The sequence below is a fragment of the Streptomyces sp. NPDC001068 genome (genome assembly GCF_042897315.1).
Taxonomy (GTDB): domain Bacteria; phylum Actinomycetota; class Actinomycetes; order Streptomycetales; family Streptomycetaceae; genus Streptomyces.
This window is the reverse complement of record NZ_JBIAYD010000019.1, coordinates 1-20,764: the sequence shown is the minus strand read 5'-3', so window position 1 is coordinate 20,764 and position 20,764 is coordinate 1. Positions and strand designations below refer to the sequence as shown.

Genomic DNA, 20,764 nt, shown 5'->3' with positions numbered 1-20,764 from the left:
CCCCGAACCCGGTCTCCCGGGCCGCTCCGCGCGCCTGTCACGCGAAGAGGGGGCGCGCCGAGGGGAGTTGCCGAAATGATGATCCGGAAAAGTTGAGGATTGAGCGGCGGGTGGGGCGAGGAAGCGCTTGGATCTCTCGTACAGTTTGCGCCGTGGGATCTCTGCGCAATCCGGTCGGGCCGCTTCCCTCCTCCATCTACTGGCGTCGGAGGGTCGTCATGGTGTCCGTGGTCGCCGTGCTGGCGCTGCTGGTCACCTGGATCGTCGTGTCGAGCGGCGGGGGCGGCAAGAAGGGTTCCGACGGGGCGGACGGCAAGAATCCCGCGTCCACGATCACGCCCGGGCCGTCCGGCAGCGGGCCGGCGATCAGCCAGGCGCCGGGCGGCCGGGACGAGTCGAGCGGGGGCGGCGACGCGTCGTCCGGCACGGGGTCCGGTTCGGGCTCCGGTTCCAGTTCCGGTTCCGGGTCCGGGGGCGGGAGTTCGGACGGGTCGGGCAACGGCTCCTCGGCCGGTTCCGGCGGGTCCTCGGGGTCCTCGTCCGGTTCGGGGGACGTGACCTCGGGCTCCGGCGGCACGGTCGCCTCGCTGCCGGGAACCTCCTCCCTCCCCAACTGCACCGCCGCCGCCGTGTCGTTGAGCCTGAAGAGCCTGCACAACTCCTACTCGCCGGAGCAGACGCCGACCTTCGAACTCGTCGCGAAGAACAGGTCGTCCAGTGACTGCAAGGTCGATCTCGGTCCGAAGAACGCGGTGTTGACCATTACGCCGGCCAGCGCGGACGACAGCTACTGGTCGTCGGCGGACTGCCCGAAGAAGGCGGCGAGCCGGTGGTACCGGGTCCCGGCGGGCAGCAGCATCACCTACACCCTGAAGTGGGACCGCAAGCCGAGTGCCGCCCAGTGCGCGACGCCGGCGGCGGGCTCGGCCGGCTCGGGCACGTACCTGCTGGAAGCCGCGACCCCGGGCTTCCCCAAGTCCCAGGCGTCCTTCGTCCTGGCGGCGGACTGAGCCCCTCGTAGGGGGACGCGTGAAGCCGCGGGCGCAGTCGCCGCCGGCAGGACCCCGCCCGTAAGGGGCGCGGGGAACTGCGCGCTCGGCCCCCGCCGGCCCGCAGCCGAGGTCCGGCCCAGTCCCGCCGGCCGGGGTGACGCTCACCGGCGCCGGCAGGGTGCCGCTGCGCCCACCCGTGCCGCCCCAGCGGCACGACTGCCCGCAGCTGGGTAGGGGCGCGGGGAACCGCGTGCGGCCCCCGCCGGGCCGCGGTCGGGGTCAGCTTCATCGAGCCGGGTCTCGCTCGCCGGCGCCGGCAGGACCCCGCCCGTAAGGGGCGCGGGGAACCGCGCGATCGGCCCCCGCCGGGCCGCGGTCGAGGTGGGTTCGGTTGCCGGTGTCGGCGGGACGGTGCCGTAGGGGCGCTAGGAACCGCGCGATCGGTGCCCGTCGGGACGTACCCGGGGAGACGCCTCGCCCCTCACATCCGCGTGAGCTACACGTACCGTTCGAGGATCGAGGACTCCGCCAGCCTGGACAGGCCCTCGCGGACGCTCCGTGCCCGTGCCTCGCCGACGCCGTCGACGGTCTGCAGGTCGTCCACGCTCGCCGCGAGCAGCTTCTGCAGGCCTCCGAAATGCTCCACCAGCCGGTCGATGATCGCCCCGGGCAGCCGCGGAACCTTCGCCAGCAGCCGGAAGCCGCGCGGCGACACCGCCGAGTCCAGCGCCTCCGGGGAACCCGTGTAACCGAGCGCCCGCGCCACCGTCGGCAGCTCCAGCAGCTCCGCGTGGCTCAGCGCGTCCAGCTCGTAGAGCGCCTCGTCGACCGTGCGGGAGCGTTTGGCCGTGGGCTCGGGGACGTAGTCCCGGACCACCAGTTCGCGCTCGGGTTCGACGCCGGCGATCAGCTCGTCCAGCTGGAGCGCGAGCAGCCGACCGTCGGTGCCCAGTTCGACGACGTACTCGGCGATCTCGGTGGCGATCCGGCGGACCATCTCGAGGCGCTGGGCGACGGCCGACACGTCCCGGACCGTCACCAGGTCCTCGATCTCCAGCGCCGACAGCGTTCCCGCGACCTCGTCCAGGCGGAGCTTGTACCGCTCCAGGGTCGCCAGCGCCTGGTTGGCGCGGGAGAGGATCGCCGCCGAGTCCTCCAGGACGCGGCGCTGCCCCTCGACGTAGAGCGCGATCAGGCGCATCGACTGGGAGACCGAGACCACCGGGAACCCGACCTGCTTGGAGACGCGGTCCGCCGTGCGGTGACGGGTGCCCGTCTCCTCCGTGGGGATCGTCGCGTCGGGTACGAACTGGACACCCGCACGGAGGATCTTGGACAGGTCGGAGGAGATCACGATGCCGCCGTCGAGCTTGCACAGCTCGCGCAGCCGCGTCGCGGTGAACTCGACGTCGAGGACGAAACCGCCCGTGCACATCGTCTCGACCGTCTTGTCGAAGCCGAGGACGATGAGTCCGCCCGTGTTGCCGCGGAGGACCCGCTCCAGGCCGTCGCGCATGGACGTGCCCGGAGCCACGGCGCTCAGCGAGGCGCGCATCAGGCCATCGGAACCGGCACTCCCACCGGACTTTCCGGGAGCCGCTGCCCGGTCGTTGGCTGCCACTGCACTCCTCCGGTCGCAGGTTCTGAGGCGCTCCCGCACCCGCACGCGGTTCGTACGGACGGGCGAGACCAGGGCAAAGTCTACCGGCGCTGCTCCGCCTCCCGTGGGGCCTCTCGGTGACGGGACCGCGGCAGCACCCGCAGCGCGTCCCCTATGTCCGCCACTTCCAGCACCTTCATGCCCGCCGGGATCTTGCCGGGGTCGCCCGGTACGAGGGCGTGCGTGAAGCCCAGCCGGTGCGCCTCCGCGAGCCTGCGCTGGACGCCGGTGACCCGTCTGACCTCGCCCGCGAGGCCGACCTCGCCGATGGCGACCAGGTTCTTGGGGAGCGGGGTGTCGCTCGCGGCGGAGGCCAGGGCGAGGGCGATCGCCAGGTCGGCGGCGGGCTCCGAGAGCTTCACGCCGCCGACGGTCGCGGAGTAGATGTCGCGCTTGCCGAGGGCACTGATCCGGCCGCGCTGCTCCAGCACCGCCAGCATCATCGAGACCCGGGAGGTCTCCAGGCCGGAGGTGGTGCGGCGCGGGGAGGGGATCTGCGAGTCCACGGTCAGCGCCTGGACCTCGGCGACCAGCGGGCGGCGGCCCTCCAGGGTGACGGTCAGGCAGGTCCCCGGGACCGGTTCGTCGCGGCGGGTCAGGAACAGCCCGCTCGGATCGGCCAGGCCCGTGATGCCCTCGTCGTGCAGTTCGAAGCAGCCGACCTCGTCCGTGGTGCCGTAGCGGTTCTTGACGCCGCGCACGAGCCGCAGGCGCGCGTGCCGGTCGCCCTCGAAGTGGAGCACGACGTCCACGAGGTGTTCGAGGAGGCGGGGACCGGCGATCGCGCCGTCCTTGGTGACATGGCCCACCAGGAGGGTCGACATGCCCCGGTCCTTGGAGGCGCGGATGAGCGCCCCGGCCACCTCCCGCACCTGGGCCATGCCGCCGGGCGCGCCGTCGATCTCGGGGGAGGCGACCGTCTGCACCGAGTCGAGGATCAGCAGCGACGGCTTGACCGCGTCCAGGTGCCCGAGGACCGCCGCCAGGTCGGTCTCGGCGGCGAGATAGAGGTGGTCGTCGATGGCGCCGATGCGGTCGGCGCGCAGTCGCACCTGGCTCGCCGACTCCTCGCCGGTGACGTAGAGCGTGCGGTGTTCGTCGCTCGCCGACTTGGCGGCCACGTCGAGCAGGAGGGTGGACTTGCCGACGCCGGGCTCGCCGGCCAGCAGGACGACCGCGCCGGGGACCAGACCGCCGCCGAGCACCCGGTCCAGCTCGGGCACGCCGGTGGTGCGCGCGGCGGCCTGGCGGCCGTCGACCTCGCCGATGGGCACCGCGGAGGTGGTGACCCGGCCGGGCGCCGTGGTGCGGACCGCGGGCGCGCCGTACTCCTCGACCGTCCCCCAGGCCTGGCACTCGGGGCAGCGGCCGAGCCACTTGGCCGTCTGCCAGCCGCACTCGGTGCAGCGGAACGACGGTCGGTCTTTCGCGGTCTTGGTGCGGGCAGCCATGCGGAAACCGTAGCCCCCGCCACCGACAGTGGGGGTCCCGCCGGCGTCCGGGCCGGAACCCGGTGAGCGGGTCCCGGCCACGTCCGTCGGGAACGAGCCACGGAAATACCGGGTTGGTGTCCCCTATTGAGGGATCGTTTCACCCGTACGGATTAAAAGTGCTCAAGGTGCAAGAAGGGACGTTACGCCGCCGCCTACGGTCGCACAGGTGATGAGCAGCAGCCCGGAAACCTCGACCCGCATGACCGGCGCGCACCGGGCACACCGAGGGGCGCGTGCGGCGCGCGATCGGACGGCGGCGCGTGCGCTGGCGCAGCGCCCGCCGGCCGGCTACGAGCCCTACCTGGACGGGCTGTTCACGTACTGCCTCTCGGTGCTGTGCGACCACGAAGCGGCCACCACCGCCCTCGGCGACGTCCTCGCCGTCGCCGAGCGGCGCGGCCCGCGCGTCCCGGCAGCCGCCGGTGACCGCAGGGCCTGGCTGTACGCGCTGGCCCGCTGGGCCTGTCTGCGCGGGCTGGCCGAGGCCAAGCAGAAACGTCAGGCCACCCACGCGGCCGGCCGGCCGGCCACCGCCGAACCGTCGGCCTCGGAAGGGACCGAGGAGCGCCGCCGCAGCGAACTGGCCCTGCTCGCCTGGCCCGAGGCCGCCGGCACCACCCCGGAGCAGCGCGAGGCGCTCGAACTCGCGGTACGCCACCACCTCGCGGCCCAGGAGGTCGCCGCCGTCCTCGGCATGGACCTGGCCGGCGCCCGCGAGCTGCTCGCCTCCGCCGCCTGCGAGGTGGAACGCACCCGCGCGGCGCTCGCCGTCGTCGAGACCGGCGGCTGCCCCAGCGTGTCCCACCTCACGGGGGACAGCCAGCTGGTGCTGAGCAGCGCCCTGCGCCGCGAGCTGGTCCGGCACGTCGACGACTGCCCGCGCTGCCGCCGCACCGCGGAACGCGCGGCCCCCGGGCGGTGGCCCGGTGTGATCACCACGCCCGCCGAGCTGCCGGTCCTGGAGGCACCCCGCGCGGACCTGCACGCGGCGATGGCGCACCCCACGCGCGCGCGTGGCGCCGCCGTGCCGCGCTTCGACCGGCGCGGTTTCCCGATGGACCCCAAGGACCGCGCGGCCCGCCGCGACCGGCTGCGCGCGCGTGCCGTCACGACGACCGTCGTCGCCACGGTGGTGGCGGCGCCGGTGCTGGCCCTGTGGGCCGCGTACCGGGGCTCGCCGGCGGGGGAGAGCCACGACGGTCCGTCCGCGACCGCGCGGGAGGCCCCCGGCCCCGACACGCTGGGCGGCGGCGGTCCAGGAGGCTACGAGAACGCGGGCGACGCGGGCACCGGTCCCGGCCCGCGCATCGGGAAGGACGGCAAGGCCGACGTGTCGGTCGAGGTGGTCGGTGTCGTGGGCGGCGACCGGACCGGGGCCGGCGCGGGGCACCTCGCGGTGACGGCCGCGAACGACGGCGACACCACGCTGATCACGCTGAAGGCCGCCGGGGACGCGCCGACGCGGTGGTCGGCCACCACCACGTCGGGGTGGCTGTACTTCTCGCGCTCCTCGGGAACGCTGCGGCCGGGGGATTCGGTCACGATCAAGGTGTACGTCGATCATCTGCGGGAACCGGCCGGGCACTGGAGCGCCCGCGTGGCCGTGGCGCCCGCGGGAGCGGTGGTGTCGATCGACGGGTACGGGATGGCTCCGCCGGTGAAGCGCGGGCCTACGCCTCCGGCCAGGCCGACGCCGACGGCGACCGTGTCGGAGTCCGCCGAGCCGACGGCTTCGCCGAGCGAGCCGACCTCCACACCGACCCCGACCGAATCGGACACACCCAGTCCGACGGGGCCGGCTTCGCCGACGGAGAGCGAGAGCGCGGGTCCGTCCACGGGTCCGTGAGGGGTGGGTGCGGGCGGTCCGTCCGCGGTCCGTCCGGAGTCCGCCGACAGGTCCGTGAAGGGTGGGTGCGGGCGCTCCGTCCGCGGTCCCTCCGGAGTCCGTCGACGGGTCCGTGAGGGGTAGGTGCGGGCGCTCCGGCGTGGCCGGTCGCGCGGTTCATCACCCAGCCCTCGGGGGGCGCGAGCAGGATCCGCCCCCCGCGCCCGGAAAGGTGCCTCAGTCCGTCGGGTCCGCCGGATGCGGGGCCAGCAGCGGCAGCCGGGACGCCAGACGCTCCTCGCACAGTTCCGCCAGCCGGTCGTAGCCGGCCTTGCCCATCAGCTCGGTCAGTTCCGGGCGGTAGGAGACGTACACCGGGTCGCCCGCGCCGTGCGCCGAGGTCGCCGACGTGCACCACCAGTGCAGGTCGTGCCCGCCCGGGCCCCAGCCCCTGCGGTCGTACTCCCCGATCGAGATCTGGAGGACGCGGGTGTCGTCGGGGCGGTCGATCCAGTCGTACGTGCGGCGGATCGGGAGCTGCCAGCAGACGTCCGGCTTGGTCTCCAGGGGCTCGCGGCCCTCCCGCAGCGCCAGGATGTGCAGTGAGCAGCCCGCGCCGCCCGCGAAACCGGGGCGGTTCTGGAAGATGCACGAGCCGTTGAACGGGCGGGTCTGGCGGGAGCCCTCGTCGTCCTCCGCGACCCAGCCGTTCCGGGTGCCCTCGTCGTGGTGCTGCCAGATGTCCGGCGTGAGCCTCGACACATGATCGGCGACCCGGCGCTCGTCGTCCTCGTCGGAGAAGTGCGCGCCCAGCGTGCAGCACCCGTCGTCCGCGCGGCCCGCCTGGATGCCCTGGCAGCCGCTGCCGAAGACGCAGTTCCAACGGGAGGTCAGCCAGGTCAGGTCACAGCGGAACACCTGCTCCTCGTCGGCCGGATCAGGGAACTCCACCCATGCCCGTGCGAAGTCGAGGCCCTTCTCGTCCCCTGCCGGAGCCTGTTGCGACGTCTTCGGCCTCTTCGGCTGCTTGGCCCGAGAAGAACCGTCGGCGGATTTGGCGCCCTTGTGGTCCTTCGTCTTTTTCGTCTTTGGCACCTGTACAGGGTAAGTCGCCCGAGGTCGCTCCGGGGACGCCTCCAACGATGGGTTCCCGGCCACCTGGCAGTAGCGTTCCGTACATGAGACTCGGTGTCCTCGACGTGGGATCTAACACGGTGCATCTGCTGGTGGTGGACGCGCACCCCGGCGCACGCCCGCTGCCCGCGCACTCGCACAAGGCCGAATTGCGCCTGGCCCAACTCCTCGACGGCAATGGCGCGATCGGCCCCGACGGCGTCGAGAAACTGATCGGTGTCATCCACGCGGCCCTGCAGGCCGCGGAGGACAAGGGAGTCGAGGACCTCCTGCCGTTCGCCACCTCCGCGGTGCGCGAGGCCACCAACGCCGACGACGTCCTCGCGCGCGTGAAGGCCGAGACCGGTGTCGAGCTCCAGGTCCTCACCGGCGCCGAGGAGGCCCGGCTGACCTTCCTCGCGGTGCGCCGCTGGTTCGGCTGGTCCGCCGGGAAACTGCTGGTCCTGGACATCGGGGGCGGCTCCCTGGAGATCGCGTACGGCATCGACGAGGAGCCGGACGCGGCCGTCTCGCTGCCGCTCGGCGCGGGCCGGCTCACCGCCGGCTGGCTTCCCGGCGACCCGCCCGGCTCGGACGACATACGGGCGCTGCGCCGCCACGTACGGGCCGAGATCGCGCGCACGGTCGGCGAGTTCAGCCGTTTCGGCGCCCCCGACCACGTGGTCGCCACCTCCAAGACCTTCAAGCAGCTGGCCCGTATCGCCGGAGCCGCCCGCTCCGCCGACGGCCTCTACGTCCAGCGGGAACTCAAGCGCGGCTCCCTGGAGACCTGGGTGCCGAGGCTGGCGGCCATGAACACGGCCCAGCGCAGCGCGCTCCCCGGTGTCTCCGAGGGCCGCTCGGGCCAGCTGGTGGCGGGCGCGCTGGTGGCGGAGGCCGCGATGGACCTCTTCGGGGTGGAGGTGGTGGAGGTCTGCCCGTGGGCCCTGCGCGAGGGCATCATCCTGCGGCGCCTCGACCACATGGGTTCGGCCTGACCCACCCCCGACGGGGGCGCGGGCGCCCGGCCGCGCCCCCGACGCGACGATCGTCACACTGGCGAAGACGAGCCCCGCCCCCACCCGACCCCACCCCGTAACCTGTCCCTCGTGGCAGAACCAAGGGACGTCGTCCGTATCCCGGATGCGAAGGTCGCGCTCTCCACGGCCTCCGTCTATCCGGAGTCGACGGCGACGGCCTTCGAGATCGCCGCGCGCCTCGGCTACGACGGCGTCGAGGTCATGGTGTGGACCGACCCGGTCAGCCAGGACATCGAGGCCCTGCGCAGGCTGAGCGACTACCACCGCATCCCGATCCTCGCCGTCCACGCCCCCTGTCTGCTGATCACCCAGCGGGTCTGGTCCACGGATCCCTGGGTCAAGCTCCAGCGGGCCCGGGCCGCCGCCGAGAAGCTGGGCGCGGACACCGTCGTCGTGCACCCGCCGTTCCGCTGGCAGCGCCAGTACGCCCGCGACTTCGTCGAGGGGATCTGGCGCATGGCGAACGAGACGGACGTCAGGTTCGCGGTGGAGAACATGTACCCCTGGCGCTACCGCGACCGCGAGATGCTCGCGTACGCCCCCGACTGGGACGTCACCAAGGACGACTACCGGCACTTCACGATCGACCTCAGTCATGCCGCGACGTCCCGCACCGACGCGCTCGCCATGTTCGACCGGATGGGCGGCCGGCTCGGCCACGTCCACCTCGCCGACGGCCGCGGCTCCGCCAAGGACGAGCACCTGGTGCCCGGCCGCGGCACCCAGCCCTGCGCCGAACTCCTCGAGCGCCTGGCGCTGACCGGCTTCGACGGGCACGTCGTCATCGAGGTCAACACCCGCCGCGCGATGTCCGGCGCGGAGCGCGAGGCCGACCTGGCGGAGGCGCTGGCCTTCACCCGCCTGCACCTGGCCTCGGCGGTGAAGGTGCCCCGCCGGTGACCCGCACCGCTCCGGCCGGCGACGGGACCGCACCCCGGCGCCGCGGCCGCCCGCCGCGCGCCGAGTCGGCCGACACCCGGGACCGCATCCTCGTCGCCGCCCGCGAGGAGTTCTCCGAACTCGGTTACGACAAGACGTCGGTCCGCGGCATCGCCAAGGCCGCCGGCGTCGACTCGGCTCTCGTCCACCACTACTTCGGCACCAAGGAGCAGATCTTCGAGGCCGCGATCTCGGTCGCCTTCGCGCCCGCGCTGAACGCGCCCGTCGCGGTGGCCGACGGTCCGGTGGACGGCGTCGGCGAGCGCCTGACCCGCTTCATCTTCGGCATCTGGGAGAACCCCACCACCCGTACACCCCTGCTGGCGATCCTCCGCTCCGCCGTGAACAACGAGACCGCGGCCGCCGTCTTCCGCCGGCTGATCGCCGCCCAGCTGCTGCGCCGGCTCGCCGAGCAGCTGGACCTCCCGGACGCGCAACTGCGCGCCGAGCTGGCCGCCGCCCAGCTGGTGGGGTGCGCCATGCTGCGGTACGTGATCAAGCTGGAGCCGCTGGCGTCGGCTGACCTGGAGCAGATCGTGGCGCGGGTGGCACCGGTCGTACAGGGGCATCTGACCGGCCCGTGAGGGCGGACCCGCGAGACATCCGTCCCGCATTCCGGACACCTCGTCCCGAAGCCTGAGCAACGGGCGTACGCTCGATGACAGCCCTATCTGTCTGAAGGAGCAAGCGACGATGCCCGAGCTGAGGTCCCGCACAGTCACCCACGGCCGCAACATGGCGGGCGCCCGCGCCCTTATGCGCGCCTCCGGTGTACCGGGCGCGGACATCGGCCGCAAGCCGATCATCGCGGTCGCCAACAGCTTCACCGAGTTCGTGCCGGGCCACACCCACCTCCAGCCGGTCGGCCGGATCGTCAGCGAGGCGATCACGGAGGCGGGCGGCATCCCGCGCGAGTTCAACACGATCGCCGTGGACGACGGCATCGCCATGGGCCACGGCGGCATGCTGTACTCCCTGCCGTCCCGCGACCTGATCGCCGACTCGGTCGAGTACATGGTCGAGGCGCACTGCGCCGACGCCCTGGTCTGCATCTCCAACTGCGACAAGATCACGCCGGGCATGCTGATGGCCGCGCTGCGCCTCAACATCCCCACCGTCTTCGTCTCCGGCGGCCCCATGGAGGCCGGCCGCGCCACCCTGGTCGACGGCACCGTCCGCACCCTGGACCTGGTCGACGCGATCTCCGACGCGGTGAACGACAAGATCTCGGACGAGGACATCCTCCGCATCGAGGAGAACGCCTGCCCGACCTGCGGCTCCTGCTCCGGCATGTTCACCGCCAACTCGATGAACTGCCTGACCGAGGCCATCGGACTCTCCCTCCCCGGCAACGGCTCGGTCCTCGCCACCCACACGGCCCGCAAGCGCCTCTACGTCGACGCGGCCCGCACGGTCATGGACATCACCCGCCGCTACTACGAGCAGGACGACGACACGGTCCTGCCCCGCAACGTCGCGACCTTCGCCGCGTTCGAGAACGCCATGGCCCTGGACATCGCGATGGGCGGCTCCACCAACACGATCCTGCACCTGCTGGCCGCCGCCCAGGAGGCGGGCGTCCCCTTCGGCCTGGAGGAGATCAACGAGGTCTCCCGCCGGGTGCCCTGCCTGGCCAAGGTCGCCCCGAACGTCGCGAAGTCCCGCACCTACTACATGGAGGACGTGCACCGGGCCGGCGGCATCCCCGCCCTCCTCGGCGAACTCCACCGCGGCGGCCTCCTCAACGAGGACGTGCACTCCGTCCACAGCCCCTCCCTCGCGGACTGGCTGAAGACGTGGGACGTGCGCGCCGGCTCCCCGTCCCCCGAGGCGGTGGAACTCTGGCACGCGGCCCCCGGCTGCGTCCGCTCCTCCGAGGCCTTCTCCCAGTCCGAGCGCTGGGAGGCCCTGGACGAGGACGCGGCGGAGGGCTGCATCCGCAGCGTCGAGCACGCGTACTCCAAGGACGGCGGCCTCGCCGTCCTCAAGGGCAACCTCGCCGTCGACGGCTGCGTGGTCAAGACGGCCGGCGTCGACGAGTCGATCTGGACCTTCGAGGGCCCGGCGGTCGTCTGCGAGTCGCAGGAAGAGGCCGTCGAGAAGATCCTCAACAAGCAGGTCACGCACGGCGACGTCGTCGTCATCCGCTACGAGGGCCCCAAGGGCGGCCCCGGCATGCAGGAGATGCTCTACCCGACGTCCTTCCTCAAGGGCCGCGGCCTCGGCAAGACCTGCGCGCTGATCACCGACGGCCGCTTCTCCGGCGGCACGTCGGGTCTGTCGATCGGCCACGCCTCGCCGGAGGCGGCCTCGGGCGGCACCATCGCCCTCGTCGAGGACGGTGACCGCATCCGCATCGACATCCCCAACCGCACGATCGAACTCCTCGTCGACGACGCCGAACTGGCCCGCCGCGAGCAGGCCCTGAACGGCGTGTACGCACCGAAGAACCGCGAACGCAAGGTCTCCGCGGCGCTGCGGGCCTACGCGGCGATGGCCACCAGCGCCGACAAGGGCGCGGTGCGGGACGTGAGCAAGCTCGGCTGAGACCGGCCGTCCGGCCCACGCGACAGGGGGCGCCTCCCGCGAAGGGGGCGCCCCCTGTCGCCGTACGTCATCACCAGGCGGCGGGATCCTCCGCCCCCACGGCGAAGACGGTGCCGTCGGGGGCGGTGGCGTAGACGTGGGTGTCGAGGATCAGGGGGGCGGGCACGGTGGTGGCGACTCCGCCCGAGGCCGTTCCGAAGCGGGGCGGGGTCTGTCCTGCGACCTTCCCGTCGTGCGCGTCCACCGCCATGAGCCGTCCGTCGGCGGCCGAGAAGTACACGTGCCGATCGTCTGCGACGGGTGCCGAGCCCCGGCTCACCGAAGTCTCGAGGTGCCATGTCCGCCTGCCCGCGCCCAGGTCGACGGCGTCCAGCGACCCGGTGGCGGCCAGCACATAGAGCACGCCGTCGTGCACCCCGGCCTGCGCGTCCACGCGCGGTACGGGCAGCTTGACCCGGCGGGTGGTTCCGGATCCCGGCGTAAAGCGGACCACCGCGTCGGTGTCGCCGTAGACCGGATCAGAGGCCAGCAGAACGAGTGCGCCGTCCTCTGCGCCGACCGGCCGCAGCAGCCCCTTCAAAGGCGTGTCCCACCGTACGTCTCCGGTGACGGGATCCACTGCGGTCACCTGGGTGTCGGCCCCGTCCGCGGAGGAAGTGGTCACGTACGCCGACGTCGGATCCGAGGGAAAGAAGTCGATACTCGGTGTGCCGTGACCCCCTGTCGACCGGCTCCACCTGGTGGTGCCGGTGACGCTGTCCACCCCGGTGACCGTGCCGTCCGCACGGGCCAGCAGCAGCATGTCGCCCGCGTACTTCATCCCCTTGTTCCCGGGCAGGTCTCGCTGCCATCGGCTCCTGCCCGAGCCAGGATCGAGCGCCGTCACATGCCGGGCCCCGTCCGTGACGAGTTGCACGAGCCCGCCGGACAGGACCGGTGCTCTGCCCGAGGGGACGTCGGCGACGGAGTGCCGCCAGAGCACGGCACCCGTCACCGGGTTCAGAGCGAAGGCCACAGACGATTCGGTACAGAAAAGCTTGCCGTCGCCGGTGGCACATTGAGGAGTGGCCGCACCCTTGGCGACCGGGTCGGCCTGCCAGGCGGCGAAAGCGGCCGTGGTGGTTCTCGGGTTGTCCTCCTGCTGCTCCGCACCGCTCCCGGCTGTCCACTGGACGAATCCCGCGGCCCCACTCAGCGCGAGCACGACGGCACCACCGGCCAGGGCGACCCGCCTGCGGAGGCGTGGCCGGCGACGCTGCTCCGGCTCCCTCTCCTTCGGCCGTTCCGGCGCCGCCGTGTCACCACTGTCGCCGCTGTCGCCGGTCCGCTGCGCCGGTATGAACGCCTGCGTGTCGTACAAGGCCGACACCGACCGCAGTTCCCGCATCATCTCGTCGGGCGTCGGCCGGTCCTCCGGCTCCTTGGCGAGGCAGCGCAGCACCAGCGGAGCCAACTCCTCCGGCATGCCGGTGAGGTCGGGCTCGTCGTGCACGACCTGGTAGGCGACGACGTAGGGGCTGTCGGAGTCGAACGGCCCGCGTCCGGTGGCCGCGTGCACCAGCACCGACCCGAGCGCGAAGATGTCGGCGGCCGGCCCGACCTCACGCGGCCGCCGGAACTGCTCGGGCGCCATGAACGGCGGCGTACCGATCAACTTCCCGGTCTCGGTCCGCAGTTCACTGTCCTTCGGCCGGGAAATGCCGAAGTCGATGACTTTCGGACCGTCCTCGGCGAGCAGTACGTTGCTGGGTTTGAGATCCCGGTGCACCACCCCGACCCGGTGGATGTCGCGCAGTGCCTCCGCGAGCCCGGCCATCAGCCGGCGCAACTGGGCGGAGGGCATGGGGCCGTTCCGCTTGACGTGCTCGGCCAGGGTCGGGCCCGGAATGAAGAGGGTGGCCATCCAGGGCCGCGCCGCCTCCGGATCGGCGTCCACGACAGATGCGGTGAAGGCGCCGCTGACCTTCCTCGCGGCCGCCACCTCCTGCCGGAAACGGCCCCTGAACTCACGGTCCTTGGCGAACTCGGCGTGCACGACCTTCACGGCGAGCTTCAGCCCCGAGGTGCTGCGGGCCAGATGCACCACACCCATGCCACCCGAACCCAGGCAGGATTCAAGGCGGTAGTGCCCGGCGTACTCGGGAAGTTCCGCTTCCGCGCCCGCTCCGGTGTTGCGCTGTGGCGTCATGGGTCACCCCCGTGCTGTTCTTCGCGGCGCGCGACGCACGGAGCCTAGTCGATGACTCGTGCGATACAGAGGCGGCTTGCTAGCCTCCGCGTGCGAGTTACGCACGTGTGTTTCGTGGCTCGATTCAGGGGAATCAACGGGACTCCATGGCACTCATGGGTCCGGTGGGGGGAGTTCTACATGTCTGTCGATCACGCGCAGGAGGCCGGGAACAGCGGCGAGGGGGAGGCCGCCACCACGCTGGCGGCGTCCGTGCGCTACTACTCGGTCGCCCCGGGCCTCCGTCTGAACGTCCGCAGCGGTCCCGGCACCAGTTACGACATCACGCGCGTCCTCCCCGAGGGCGCCAAGGTCCCGATCTACTGCCAGACGCCCGGTACCACGGTCTCCGGGTACTACGGCACGTCCAAGATCTGGGACAACATCAGCAACGGCGAGTTCGTGTCAGACGCCTACGTCCACACCGGCAGCGACGGCTACGTGGCCGACCGCTGCTCCTGACCGGTCCGGGAGGACTGGGTGACACCCACAAGACGCGTTTCCGTCCTTCTCGCAGGCTCCGCCGGAGCCCTGCTCATGGTGATGGGGTCGGCCTCCGTCGCCGACGCGGCCGCCGCCGTGACCACCTACCCCGTCGCCCCGGACGTCCGCCTGAACGTCCACAGCGGCCCGGGCACCAACTACGGCATCACCCGCACACTCCCCGTGGGAACCAGGGTCCCGATCTTCTGCCAGACGCCGGGTACCACGGTCTCCGGGTACTACGGCACGTCGAACATCTGGGACAACATCGACAACGGCGAGTTCGTCTCCGACGCCTACGTCCACACCGGCAGTGACGGCTACGTGACCGACCGCTGCGCCTGACCGGTCACGTCGACCCCGCCCTCGACCTCGACACCGACCCGGGCCCGGAGCCCGCGGCCCCCGGCGCCATAATCGTCCCGTGAGCGACGAACCAGGCACCCCGGACACCCCCGCGGGCTCCACCGGCGAGGCCCCGAGCGGCCCCCGCCCCGAGCCCCTCCGATTCTTCGGCACGTCCTGGGTCCAGCACGACGACAACTACGCCCTCCGACGCGCCGGCGTGGCCGCGGGCTCCCTCGCCGCAGCCGCCGTCTCCTGCCTGGTCCTGCGCCTCGCCTACGAAGGCCTCCAGCTCGCCGACACCGGATCCTTCGTGACCGTCCTGGTCGTCGCGATGTTCGCCATCTGCAGCGCGCTGGCCTTCCGCACCACCTGGGACGGCTTCGCCAAGCGCCCCGACCCGGAACGCCAGGCCTCCCTGCGCGGCCTCCTGGCCATCGGCTTCGTCGGCTCCCTCCTCGCCTACTTCTTCCGCGCCCTGACCGAGGCCCCCGGCGAGCGGCTCCACCGCGCCGAGTACCAGGCCGCCGTCCAGGAACACGAACGCCGCGCAACGCGCCGCACCGGCAACCCGTCGAAGAAGAAGCGCAAGGGCTGAGACGGTCCGGTACGGCGCCGGGCGCGTCCGTCCGCCAGGCGATATCCCCTGTCGCCCACCGTCCCACCCCCGGGACCATGGGGTTATGACCACAAGCCAGTCGCGCCCCCCGAACCCCACCCCCACCCCCACCTCCATCCCCTCGCACGCGACCCGCGCGAGTTCCTTCAACGCCGCCGCGGCCCAGTACGCCGCGAACCGCCCCTCCTACCCGCCCGCCCTCCTCGACGCCGTGGAGGAGGAGGCCGGCCGCTCCCTCACCGGAGCCCGGGTGGTCGACGTCGGCGCGGGCACCGGCATCTCGACCGCCGTCCTCCACGCGCGCGGCGCCGACGTGGTCGCGGTGGAACCGGGCGAAGGCATGGCGGCGCAGTTCCGGCGCACACTCCCCGGTGTCCCGCTCGTCCGCGGCAACGGCAACGCCCTCCCGCTCGCCGCCGACACCGCCGACTTCCTCACCTACGCCCAGGCCTGGCACTGGACCGACCCGGCCCACTCCGTCCCTGAGGCGCTGCGCGTCCTGCGTCCCGGCGGCGCGATCGCGCTGTGGTGGAACACCGACGCCCTCGACGTCGAGTGGATCGCCGGACAGAACGAGCGGATGAGCCGCTTCTTCGGCGTGGACGCGGCCGCCGAGAAGCGCAAGACCGCCGACCGCACCGACCTGGCCGACCCGAGCGGCCGCCTGCGGTTCGCCCGCCGCGAGGTCCGCTGGAGCCGCCGCATCCCCGTCGACACCCACCTCGCCAACCTCGGCAGCCACTCGGCGTTCCTGGTCACCCCCGAGGACCTCCGTACCTCCTTCTTCACGGACGAGCGAGCCCACCTCCTGAAGGCCTTCCCGGACGGCGTGGTCGAGGAGACCTACGACGTCCTCCTCCTCGTCGCCCTCAATACCTGAGCCTCGCCGGCCGGCTCCGGCCCGTGGCGGCGATCCGGCCGCGGGCCGGTTCGGGCTTGCCGTGCTGCCCGTGCTGCCTGCGCTTCCCGTCCTGCCTGTGCTGCCCGTGCAGTTCCCCGAATGTCGGGGGAGCCACGGCCGCCGCTTCCTTCCCTCCGTGGCCGGGTGCCACCAGGCTGCGGCGGCAGACGTCACCCGGCTCAGCCGCAGGAGGCCCCCGACTCTGCCGCAAGGCGGCACCCGGCATGCGCCGGCGGCCGCCGGTACCCCCGCTCCGCCACCCCTCCCCTTGACGGTGTCTCCCCTCCCGCGCATTATTCATCACATGGTGAATTACTCGCCGGAGCCGCCCGAGGCCACCGGCAACTCCGTCCTGCCCCCAGCCGTCCACGCCGCCGGCCTCACCGCCGTCCGCGGCCCCCGAACCGTCCTGCGCGGCCTCGACTTCACCGTCCCCCGCGGCCAGATCACCGGCCTGCTCGGCCCCTCCGGATGCGGCAAGTCGACCCTGATGCGCTCCATCGTCGGCAGCCAGGCCAAGGTCGACGGCACCCTGAACGTCCTCGGCCGCCCCGCCGGCCACCCCACCCTGCGGACCCGCATCGGCTACGTCACCCAGGCCCCCTCTGTCTACGACGACCTGACCATCCGCCAGAACCTCGACTACTTCGGCTCGATCCTCGACCCCACCCGCCCCACCCCCGACCGCCGCGCCGACGTCGAACGCGTCCTCGGCGAAGTCGACCTCACCACCCACGCCGACTCCCTCGCCGGCAACCTCTCCGGCGGCCAGCGCAGCCGCGTCTCCCTCGCCGTCGCCCTGCTCGGCACCCCCGAACTCCTCGTCCTCGACGAACCCACCGTCGGCCTCGACCCCGTCCTGCGCCGCGACCTCTGGCAGCTCTTCCACTCCATCACCGCCACCCGCGGCGCCACCCTCCTCATCTCCTCCCACGTGATGGACGAGGCCGAGCGCTGCCACCGCCTCCTCCTCATGCGCGACGGTGAGATCCTCGCCGACGACACCCCCGAGGCCCTCCGCACCCGCACCGGCTCCGACACGGTCGAGGCGGCCTTCCTGCACCTCGTCGACGAAGCGGCCGCCGCCTCCCGCTCGAAGGAAGACGCACGATGACCACTCAGCCGGCCACCACGACCGCCCCCGTCAGCGCCCTCAACCTCGCCCGCACCACCGCCACCGCGGCCCGTGTACTGCGCCAGCTCCGCCACGACCCCCGCACGATCGCGCTGCTGCTCCTCATCCCCTGCCTGATGCTGCTCCTGCTGCGCTACGTCTTCGACGGCAGCCCGCAGACCTTCGACAACATCGGCGCCTCACTCCTCGGCATCTTCCCGCTCATCACGATGTTCCTGGTGACCTCGATCGCCACCCTCCGCGAGCGCACCTCCGGCACCCTCGAACGCCTCCTCGCCATGCCACTCGGCAAAGCCGACCTCATCGCCGGCTACGCCCTCGCCTTCGGCATCCTCGCGATCATCCAGTCGGCCCTCGCCACGGGGCTCGCCGTCTGGTTCCTCGGCCTCGACGTCACCGGCTCCGCCTGGCTCCTGCTCCTGGTCGCCCTGCTCGACGCCCTGCTGGGCACAGCCCTCGGCCTCTTCGTCTCGGCCTTCGCGGCCTCGGAATTCCAGGCCGTCCAGTTCATGCCGGCGGTGATCTTCCCCCAACTCCTCCTCTGCGGCCTGTTCACACCCCGCTCCCAGATGCACCCCGCCCTCGAAGCCCTCTCCGACGTACTCCCCATGTCCTACGCCGTGGACGGCATGAACGAAGTCCTCCACCACACCGACATGACCGCCACGTTCCTCAGGGACGTGCTGATCGTCGCCGGCTGCGCCCTGCTGGTGCTGACCCTGGGAGCGGCCACCCTCCGCCGGCGGACGCAGTAGCCGCCGCCGGAGTCCGTCCAGCGGACAACCGCGCCCCGCCCTCCGCCCTCGGTGCCAGACTGAGCCGTATGAGCCAGAAAGTCGCAGTCCTCGGTACCGGCAAGATCGGCGAAGCCCTGCTCAGCGGCATGATCCGGGGCGGCTGGGCCCCCGCGGACCTCCTGGTCACCGCCCGCCGGCCCGAGCGGGCCGAGGAACTCCACGCCCGGCACGGAGTCACCCCGGTCACCAACGTCGAGGCAGCGAAGACCGCCGACACCCTGATCCTCACGGTCAAGCCGCAGGACATGGGCAGCCTCCTGGACGAACTCGCCCCGCACATCCCCGCCGACCGGCTCGTCATCAGCGGCGCGGCGGGCATCCCCACCTCCTTCTTCGAGGAGCGCCTGGTCACCGGCACCCCGGTCGTCCGTGTCATGACGAACACCCCCGCCCTCGTCGACGAGGCGATGTCCGTCATCTCCGCCGGCAGCCACGCCACCGCCGCCCACCTCGCCACCGCCGAGGAGATCTTCGGTGCCGTCGGCAAGACCCTCCAGGTCCCCGAGTCCCAGCAGGACGCCTGCACCGCCCTGTCGGGCTCGGGCCCGGCGTACTTCTTCTATCTCGTCGAAGCCATGACCGACGCGGGCATCCTGCTCGGCCTGCCCCGCGACAAGGCCCACGACCTGATCGTCCAGTCCGCGATCGGCGCCGCCGTGATGCTCCGCGACAGCGGTGAACACCCCGTCAAGCTCCGCGAGAACGTCACCTCGCCCGCCGGCACCACCATCAACGCCATCCGCGAACTGGAGAACCACGGCGTCCGGGCCGCCCTCATCGCCGCCCTCGAAGCCGCCCGCGACCGCAGCCGCGAACTCGCCTCCGGAAAGAAGGACTGAGACCAGCGGGAGCGAACGAACCGGGAGCGAGCGAGCAAGGGGAAGGCCGGCGAGGAGGAGACGGGCAAGGAGGAGACGGTAAAGAGGAGCCGCTTGCGCCTAGCGGGTCGCGTTCAACGCGGGCTGGGCGACGGCACCCTCCGCGAAGCCGCCCGGTGGCAGCAGTCCGATCGCCCGATAGGCCGTATCGACGATCGGCCGGGCGATCGCCCGAGCCTTCTCCGCTCCATGCCGCAGCACCTCCTCCACATATCCGGGGTCGACGCACAACTCCTTGTGCCTGGCCTGCAGGGGACCGAGCACGTCCAGCACCGCGTCCGCGGTGGCCCGCTTCAGAGCGCCGTACGAATCGTGAACGGTTGCCAGTGACTCAGGGTTCCCGCCCGTGCACGCTGCGAGAATCTCCAGCAGATTCGCGACACCGGGCTGCTCCTCCCGGTCGTAGACGACCTCCTGCCCGCTGTCCGTCACGGCCCGCATGATCTTCTTCCGGATCACCTCCGGTTCGTCGAGCAGATAGACGATGCCCGCCCCGGAGTCGTCGCTCTTGCCCATCTTCGACGTCGGGTCCTGCAGGTTCATCACCCGCGCGGCCACCTTCGGCACGGTCGCCCTCGGCACCACGAACGTGTGCCCGTACCGCTGGTTGAAGCGCACCGCGAGATCCCGCGTCAGCTCCACGTGCTGAGCCTGGTCGTCCCCGACGGGCACCTCGTCCGCGCCGTAGGCCAGGATGTCCGCCGCCATGAGCGCCGGATACGTCAGCAGGGACAGCCGCACGCTCCGCCCGCGCACCGCCTCCCGCGCGACCTTCTCCTTGTACTGGATCATGCGCCGCATCTCGCCGTCCGTCGCCACGCACTCCATGAGGTACGACAGGCGGGTGTGCTCGTCGACGTGGCTCTGCACGAACACGGTGCACAGCTGCGGATCCAGCCCGGCCGCCAGCAGCAGGGTCGCCGCCTGCCGGGTGAGCCGGCGCAGCCGGGCCGGATCGTGGTCGACGGTCATCCCGTGCAGGTCGACGATGCAGAACAGGGAGTCGGCCTGGTGCTGGTCCACGGCAGCCCACTGCCGCATGGCTCCCAGGTAGTTCCCCAGCGTCAGGTGTCCGGTCGGCTTGATCCCGCTGAAGACCCGTGTCATTCCTTCTCCACCTCCTGGTCGGAGCCGCCGTCCCGAGCGGCCGGCCCTCAGAGGTGCTGGAGGGAGATACACGAACGGCCGCCGAGGCGGCGGCCGTTGAATGCGTACGTGAACGCGGCCGCCGTCAGGCGGCCCACCACAGCTGGGTGCACGTACGCGTAGTCATGCCATTCACGATACGCCCCGGGGGTGCGTCCCGCCGCGAGTTGACACACCCCGACCGGTTACGTAATGTTCTCCGAGTTGTCCGACGTGAGCGCCGACCCCGGTCGGTCCCCGGACAGCCATTCCGCAAGTACCTACCAGCAGTCGACGATCCGTCGTCGCCTTGTTTTGGCATGCGTATGTGCGAAATGAAGGAATCCACGTTCGAAAGGACGCGGCCCCCCGATTAGCGTCGGAGGCCGGGAATCCGCTAAAGTCTCACTCGTCGGAACGGCCCAACAGCCGGGAAGACAAGCCCGCTGACTGGGAATCGGACGCCGAAAGGATCTGATAGAGTCGGAACCGCCGGAAAGGGAAACGCGAGAGCGGAAACCTGGAAAGCGCCGAGGAAATCGGATCGAAAAAAGATCTGATAGAGTCGGAAACGCAAGAACGAAGGGAAGCCCGGAGGAAAGCCCGAGAGGGTGAGTACAAAGGAAGCGACCGTTCCTTGAGAAC

Annotated in this window: 19 protein-coding genes; 13 read left to right on the top strand and 6 right to left on the bottom strand. The window is 71.8% G+C overall.

Translation table 11 applies throughout. The annotated features are described in order from the left end of the window. The first annotated feature begins 152 nt into the window (after positions 1–152). Complete coding sequence (locus ACFY3I_RS38950) at positions 153–1,010, top strand: hypothetical protein (protein ID WP_390865699.1); 858 nt, start codon at positions 153–155, stop codon at positions 1,008–1,010. A 478-nt stretch (positions 1,011–1,488) separates the two neighbouring features. Here the strand turns inward: ACFY3I_RS38950 and disA are convergent, their stop codons facing one another. Both disA and radA read right to left on the bottom strand, forming a co-directional pair. Continuing rightward, positions 1,489–2,613, bottom strand: a complete 1,125-nt coding sequence (gene disA / locus ACFY3I_RS38945) for a DNA integrity scanning diadenylate cyclase DisA (RefSeq protein WP_365286425.1) — start codon at positions 2,611–2,613, stop codon at positions 1,489–1,491. 80 nt (positions 2,614–2,693) lie between these two features. Continuing rightward, the gene (gene radA, locus ACFY3I_RS38940) at positions 2,694–4,103 is read right to left on the bottom strand and encodes a DNA repair protein RadA (RefSeq protein WP_390865698.1); all 1,410 of its coding nucleotides are present in this window, start codon (positions 4,101–4,103) and stop codon (positions 2,694–2,696) included. A 208-nt stretch (positions 4,104–4,311) separates the two neighbouring features. On the opposite strand from radA, the gene ACFY3I_RS38935 reads away from it, so the two are divergent. Further along, complete coding sequence (locus tag ACFY3I_RS38935) at positions 4,312–5,991, top strand: hypothetical protein (RefSeq protein ID WP_390865697.1); 1,680 nt, start codon at positions 4,312–4,314, stop codon at positions 5,989–5,991. Positions 5,992–6,207: 216 nt separating this feature from the next. Here ACFY3I_RS38935 and ACFY3I_RS38930 read toward each other — a convergent pair whose 3' ends face one another. Continuing rightward, positions 6,208–7,065, bottom strand: coding sequence for a hypothetical protein (locus ACFY3I_RS38930; RefSeq protein WP_365286420.1), 858 nt, complete (start codon positions 7,063–7,065; stop codon positions 6,208–6,210). Positions 7,066–7,148: 83 nt separating this feature from the next. On the opposite strand from ACFY3I_RS38930, the gene ACFY3I_RS38925 reads away from it, so the two are divergent. From ACFY3I_RS38925 to ilvD, 4 genes are all read left to right on the top strand, one after another. After that, a complete protein-coding gene (locus ACFY3I_RS38925) occupies positions 7,149–8,081 on the top strand; it encodes a Ppx/GppA family phosphatase (protein WP_390865696.1) in 933 nt (310 codons plus the stop codon). A gap of 111 nt (positions 8,082–8,192) precedes the next feature. Then, positions 8,193–9,023 (top strand): sugar phosphate isomerase/epimerase, encoded by an 831-nt coding sequence (locus ACFY3I_RS38920; protein WP_365286416.1) that lies wholly within the window; start codon positions 8,193–8,195, stop codon positions 9,021–9,023. Continuing rightward, a complete protein-coding gene (locus ACFY3I_RS38915) occupies positions 9,020–9,646 on the top strand; it encodes a TetR family transcriptional regulator (RefSeq protein ID WP_365286414.1) in 627 nt (208 codons plus the stop codon). Before ACFY3I_RS38920 ends, ACFY3I_RS38915 begins: the two co-directional genes overlap by 4 nt. Positions 9,647–9,755: 109 nt before the next feature. Further along, complete coding sequence (gene ilvD / locus ACFY3I_RS38910; RefSeq protein WP_365286412.1) at positions 9,756–11,609, top strand: dihydroxy-acid dehydratase; 1,854 nt, start codon at positions 9,756–9,758, stop codon at positions 11,607–11,609. Positions 11,610–11,679: 70 nt separating this feature from the next. Here ilvD and ACFY3I_RS38905 read toward each other — a convergent pair whose 3' ends face one another. After that, a complete protein-coding gene (locus ACFY3I_RS38905) occupies positions 11,680–13,797 on the bottom strand; it encodes a serine/threonine-protein kinase (RefSeq protein ID WP_390865695.1) in 2,118 nt (705 codons plus the stop codon). Between the two features lie 180 nt (positions 13,798–13,977). On the opposite strand from ACFY3I_RS38905, the gene ACFY3I_RS38900 reads away from it, so the two are divergent. The 4 genes from ACFY3I_RS38900 to ACFY3I_RS38885 all read left to right on the top strand — a co-directional run bounded on the left by ACFY3I_RS38900 (position 13,978) and on the right by ACFY3I_RS38885 (position 16,163). Next, positions 13,978–14,298: an SH3 domain-containing protein gene (locus tag ACFY3I_RS38900; protein ID WP_365286408.1), complete on the top strand. Its 321-nt coding sequence runs from the start codon at positions 13,978–13,980 to the stop codon at positions 14,296–14,298. A gap of 75 nt (positions 14,299–14,373) precedes the next feature. Next, positions 14,374–14,664: an SH3 domain-containing protein gene (locus tag ACFY3I_RS38895; RefSeq protein ID WP_390865694.1), complete on the top strand. Its 291-nt coding sequence runs from the start codon at positions 14,374–14,376 to the stop codon at positions 14,662–14,664. A gap of 79 nt (positions 14,665–14,743) precedes the next feature. Then, the gene (locus ACFY3I_RS38890) at positions 14,744–15,262 is read left to right on the top strand and encodes an EamA/RhaT family transporter (protein ID WP_390865693.1); all 519 of its coding nucleotides are present in this window, start codon (positions 14,744–14,746) and stop codon (positions 15,260–15,262) included. Positions 15,263–15,347: 85 nt separating this feature from the next. After that, complete coding sequence (locus tag ACFY3I_RS38885; protein WP_390865692.1) at positions 15,348–16,163, top strand: class I SAM-dependent methyltransferase; 816 nt, start codon at positions 15,348–15,350, stop codon at positions 16,161–16,163. Here ACFY3I_RS38885 and ACFY3I_RS38880 read toward each other — a convergent pair. Then, a complete protein-coding gene (locus tag ACFY3I_RS38880) occupies positions 16,153–16,299 on the bottom strand; it encodes a hypothetical protein (protein WP_390865691.1) in 147 nt (48 codons plus the stop codon). The genes ACFY3I_RS38885 and ACFY3I_RS38880 overlap by 11 nt on opposite strands. A 189-nt stretch (positions 16,300–16,488) precedes the next feature. Here ACFY3I_RS38880 and ACFY3I_RS38875 point away from each other — a divergent pair, with 189 nt between their 5' ends. The 3 genes from ACFY3I_RS38875 (at position 16,489) to proC (ending at position 18,955) form a co-directional block, all read left to right on the top strand. Beyond that, complete coding sequence (locus tag ACFY3I_RS38875) at positions 16,489–17,298, top strand: ABC transporter ATP-binding protein (RefSeq protein ID WP_390865690.1); 810 nt, start codon at positions 16,489–16,491, stop codon at positions 17,296–17,298. After that, entirely contained in the window at positions 17,295–18,074 is a 780-nt protein-coding gene (locus ACFY3I_RS38870) for an ABC transporter permease (protein WP_390865689.1), read from the top strand. Before ACFY3I_RS38875 ends, ACFY3I_RS38870 begins: the two co-directional genes overlap by 4 nt. 68 nt (positions 18,075–18,142) lie before the next feature. Then, the gene (gene proC, locus ACFY3I_RS38865) at positions 18,143–18,955 is read left to right on the top strand and encodes a pyrroline-5-carboxylate reductase (protein WP_390865688.1); all 813 of its coding nucleotides are present in this window, start codon (positions 18,143–18,145) and stop codon (positions 18,953–18,955) included. Between the two features lie 99 nt (positions 18,956–19,054). On the opposite strand, the gene trpS is transcribed toward proC, so the two are convergent. Then, the gene (gene trpS, locus ACFY3I_RS38860; protein ID WP_365286394.1) at positions 19,055–20,101 is read right to left on the bottom strand and encodes a tryptophan--tRNA ligase; all 1,047 of its coding nucleotides are present in this window, start codon (positions 20,099–20,101) and stop codon (positions 19,055–19,057) included. Positions 20,102–20,764 lie beyond the last annotated feature (663 nt).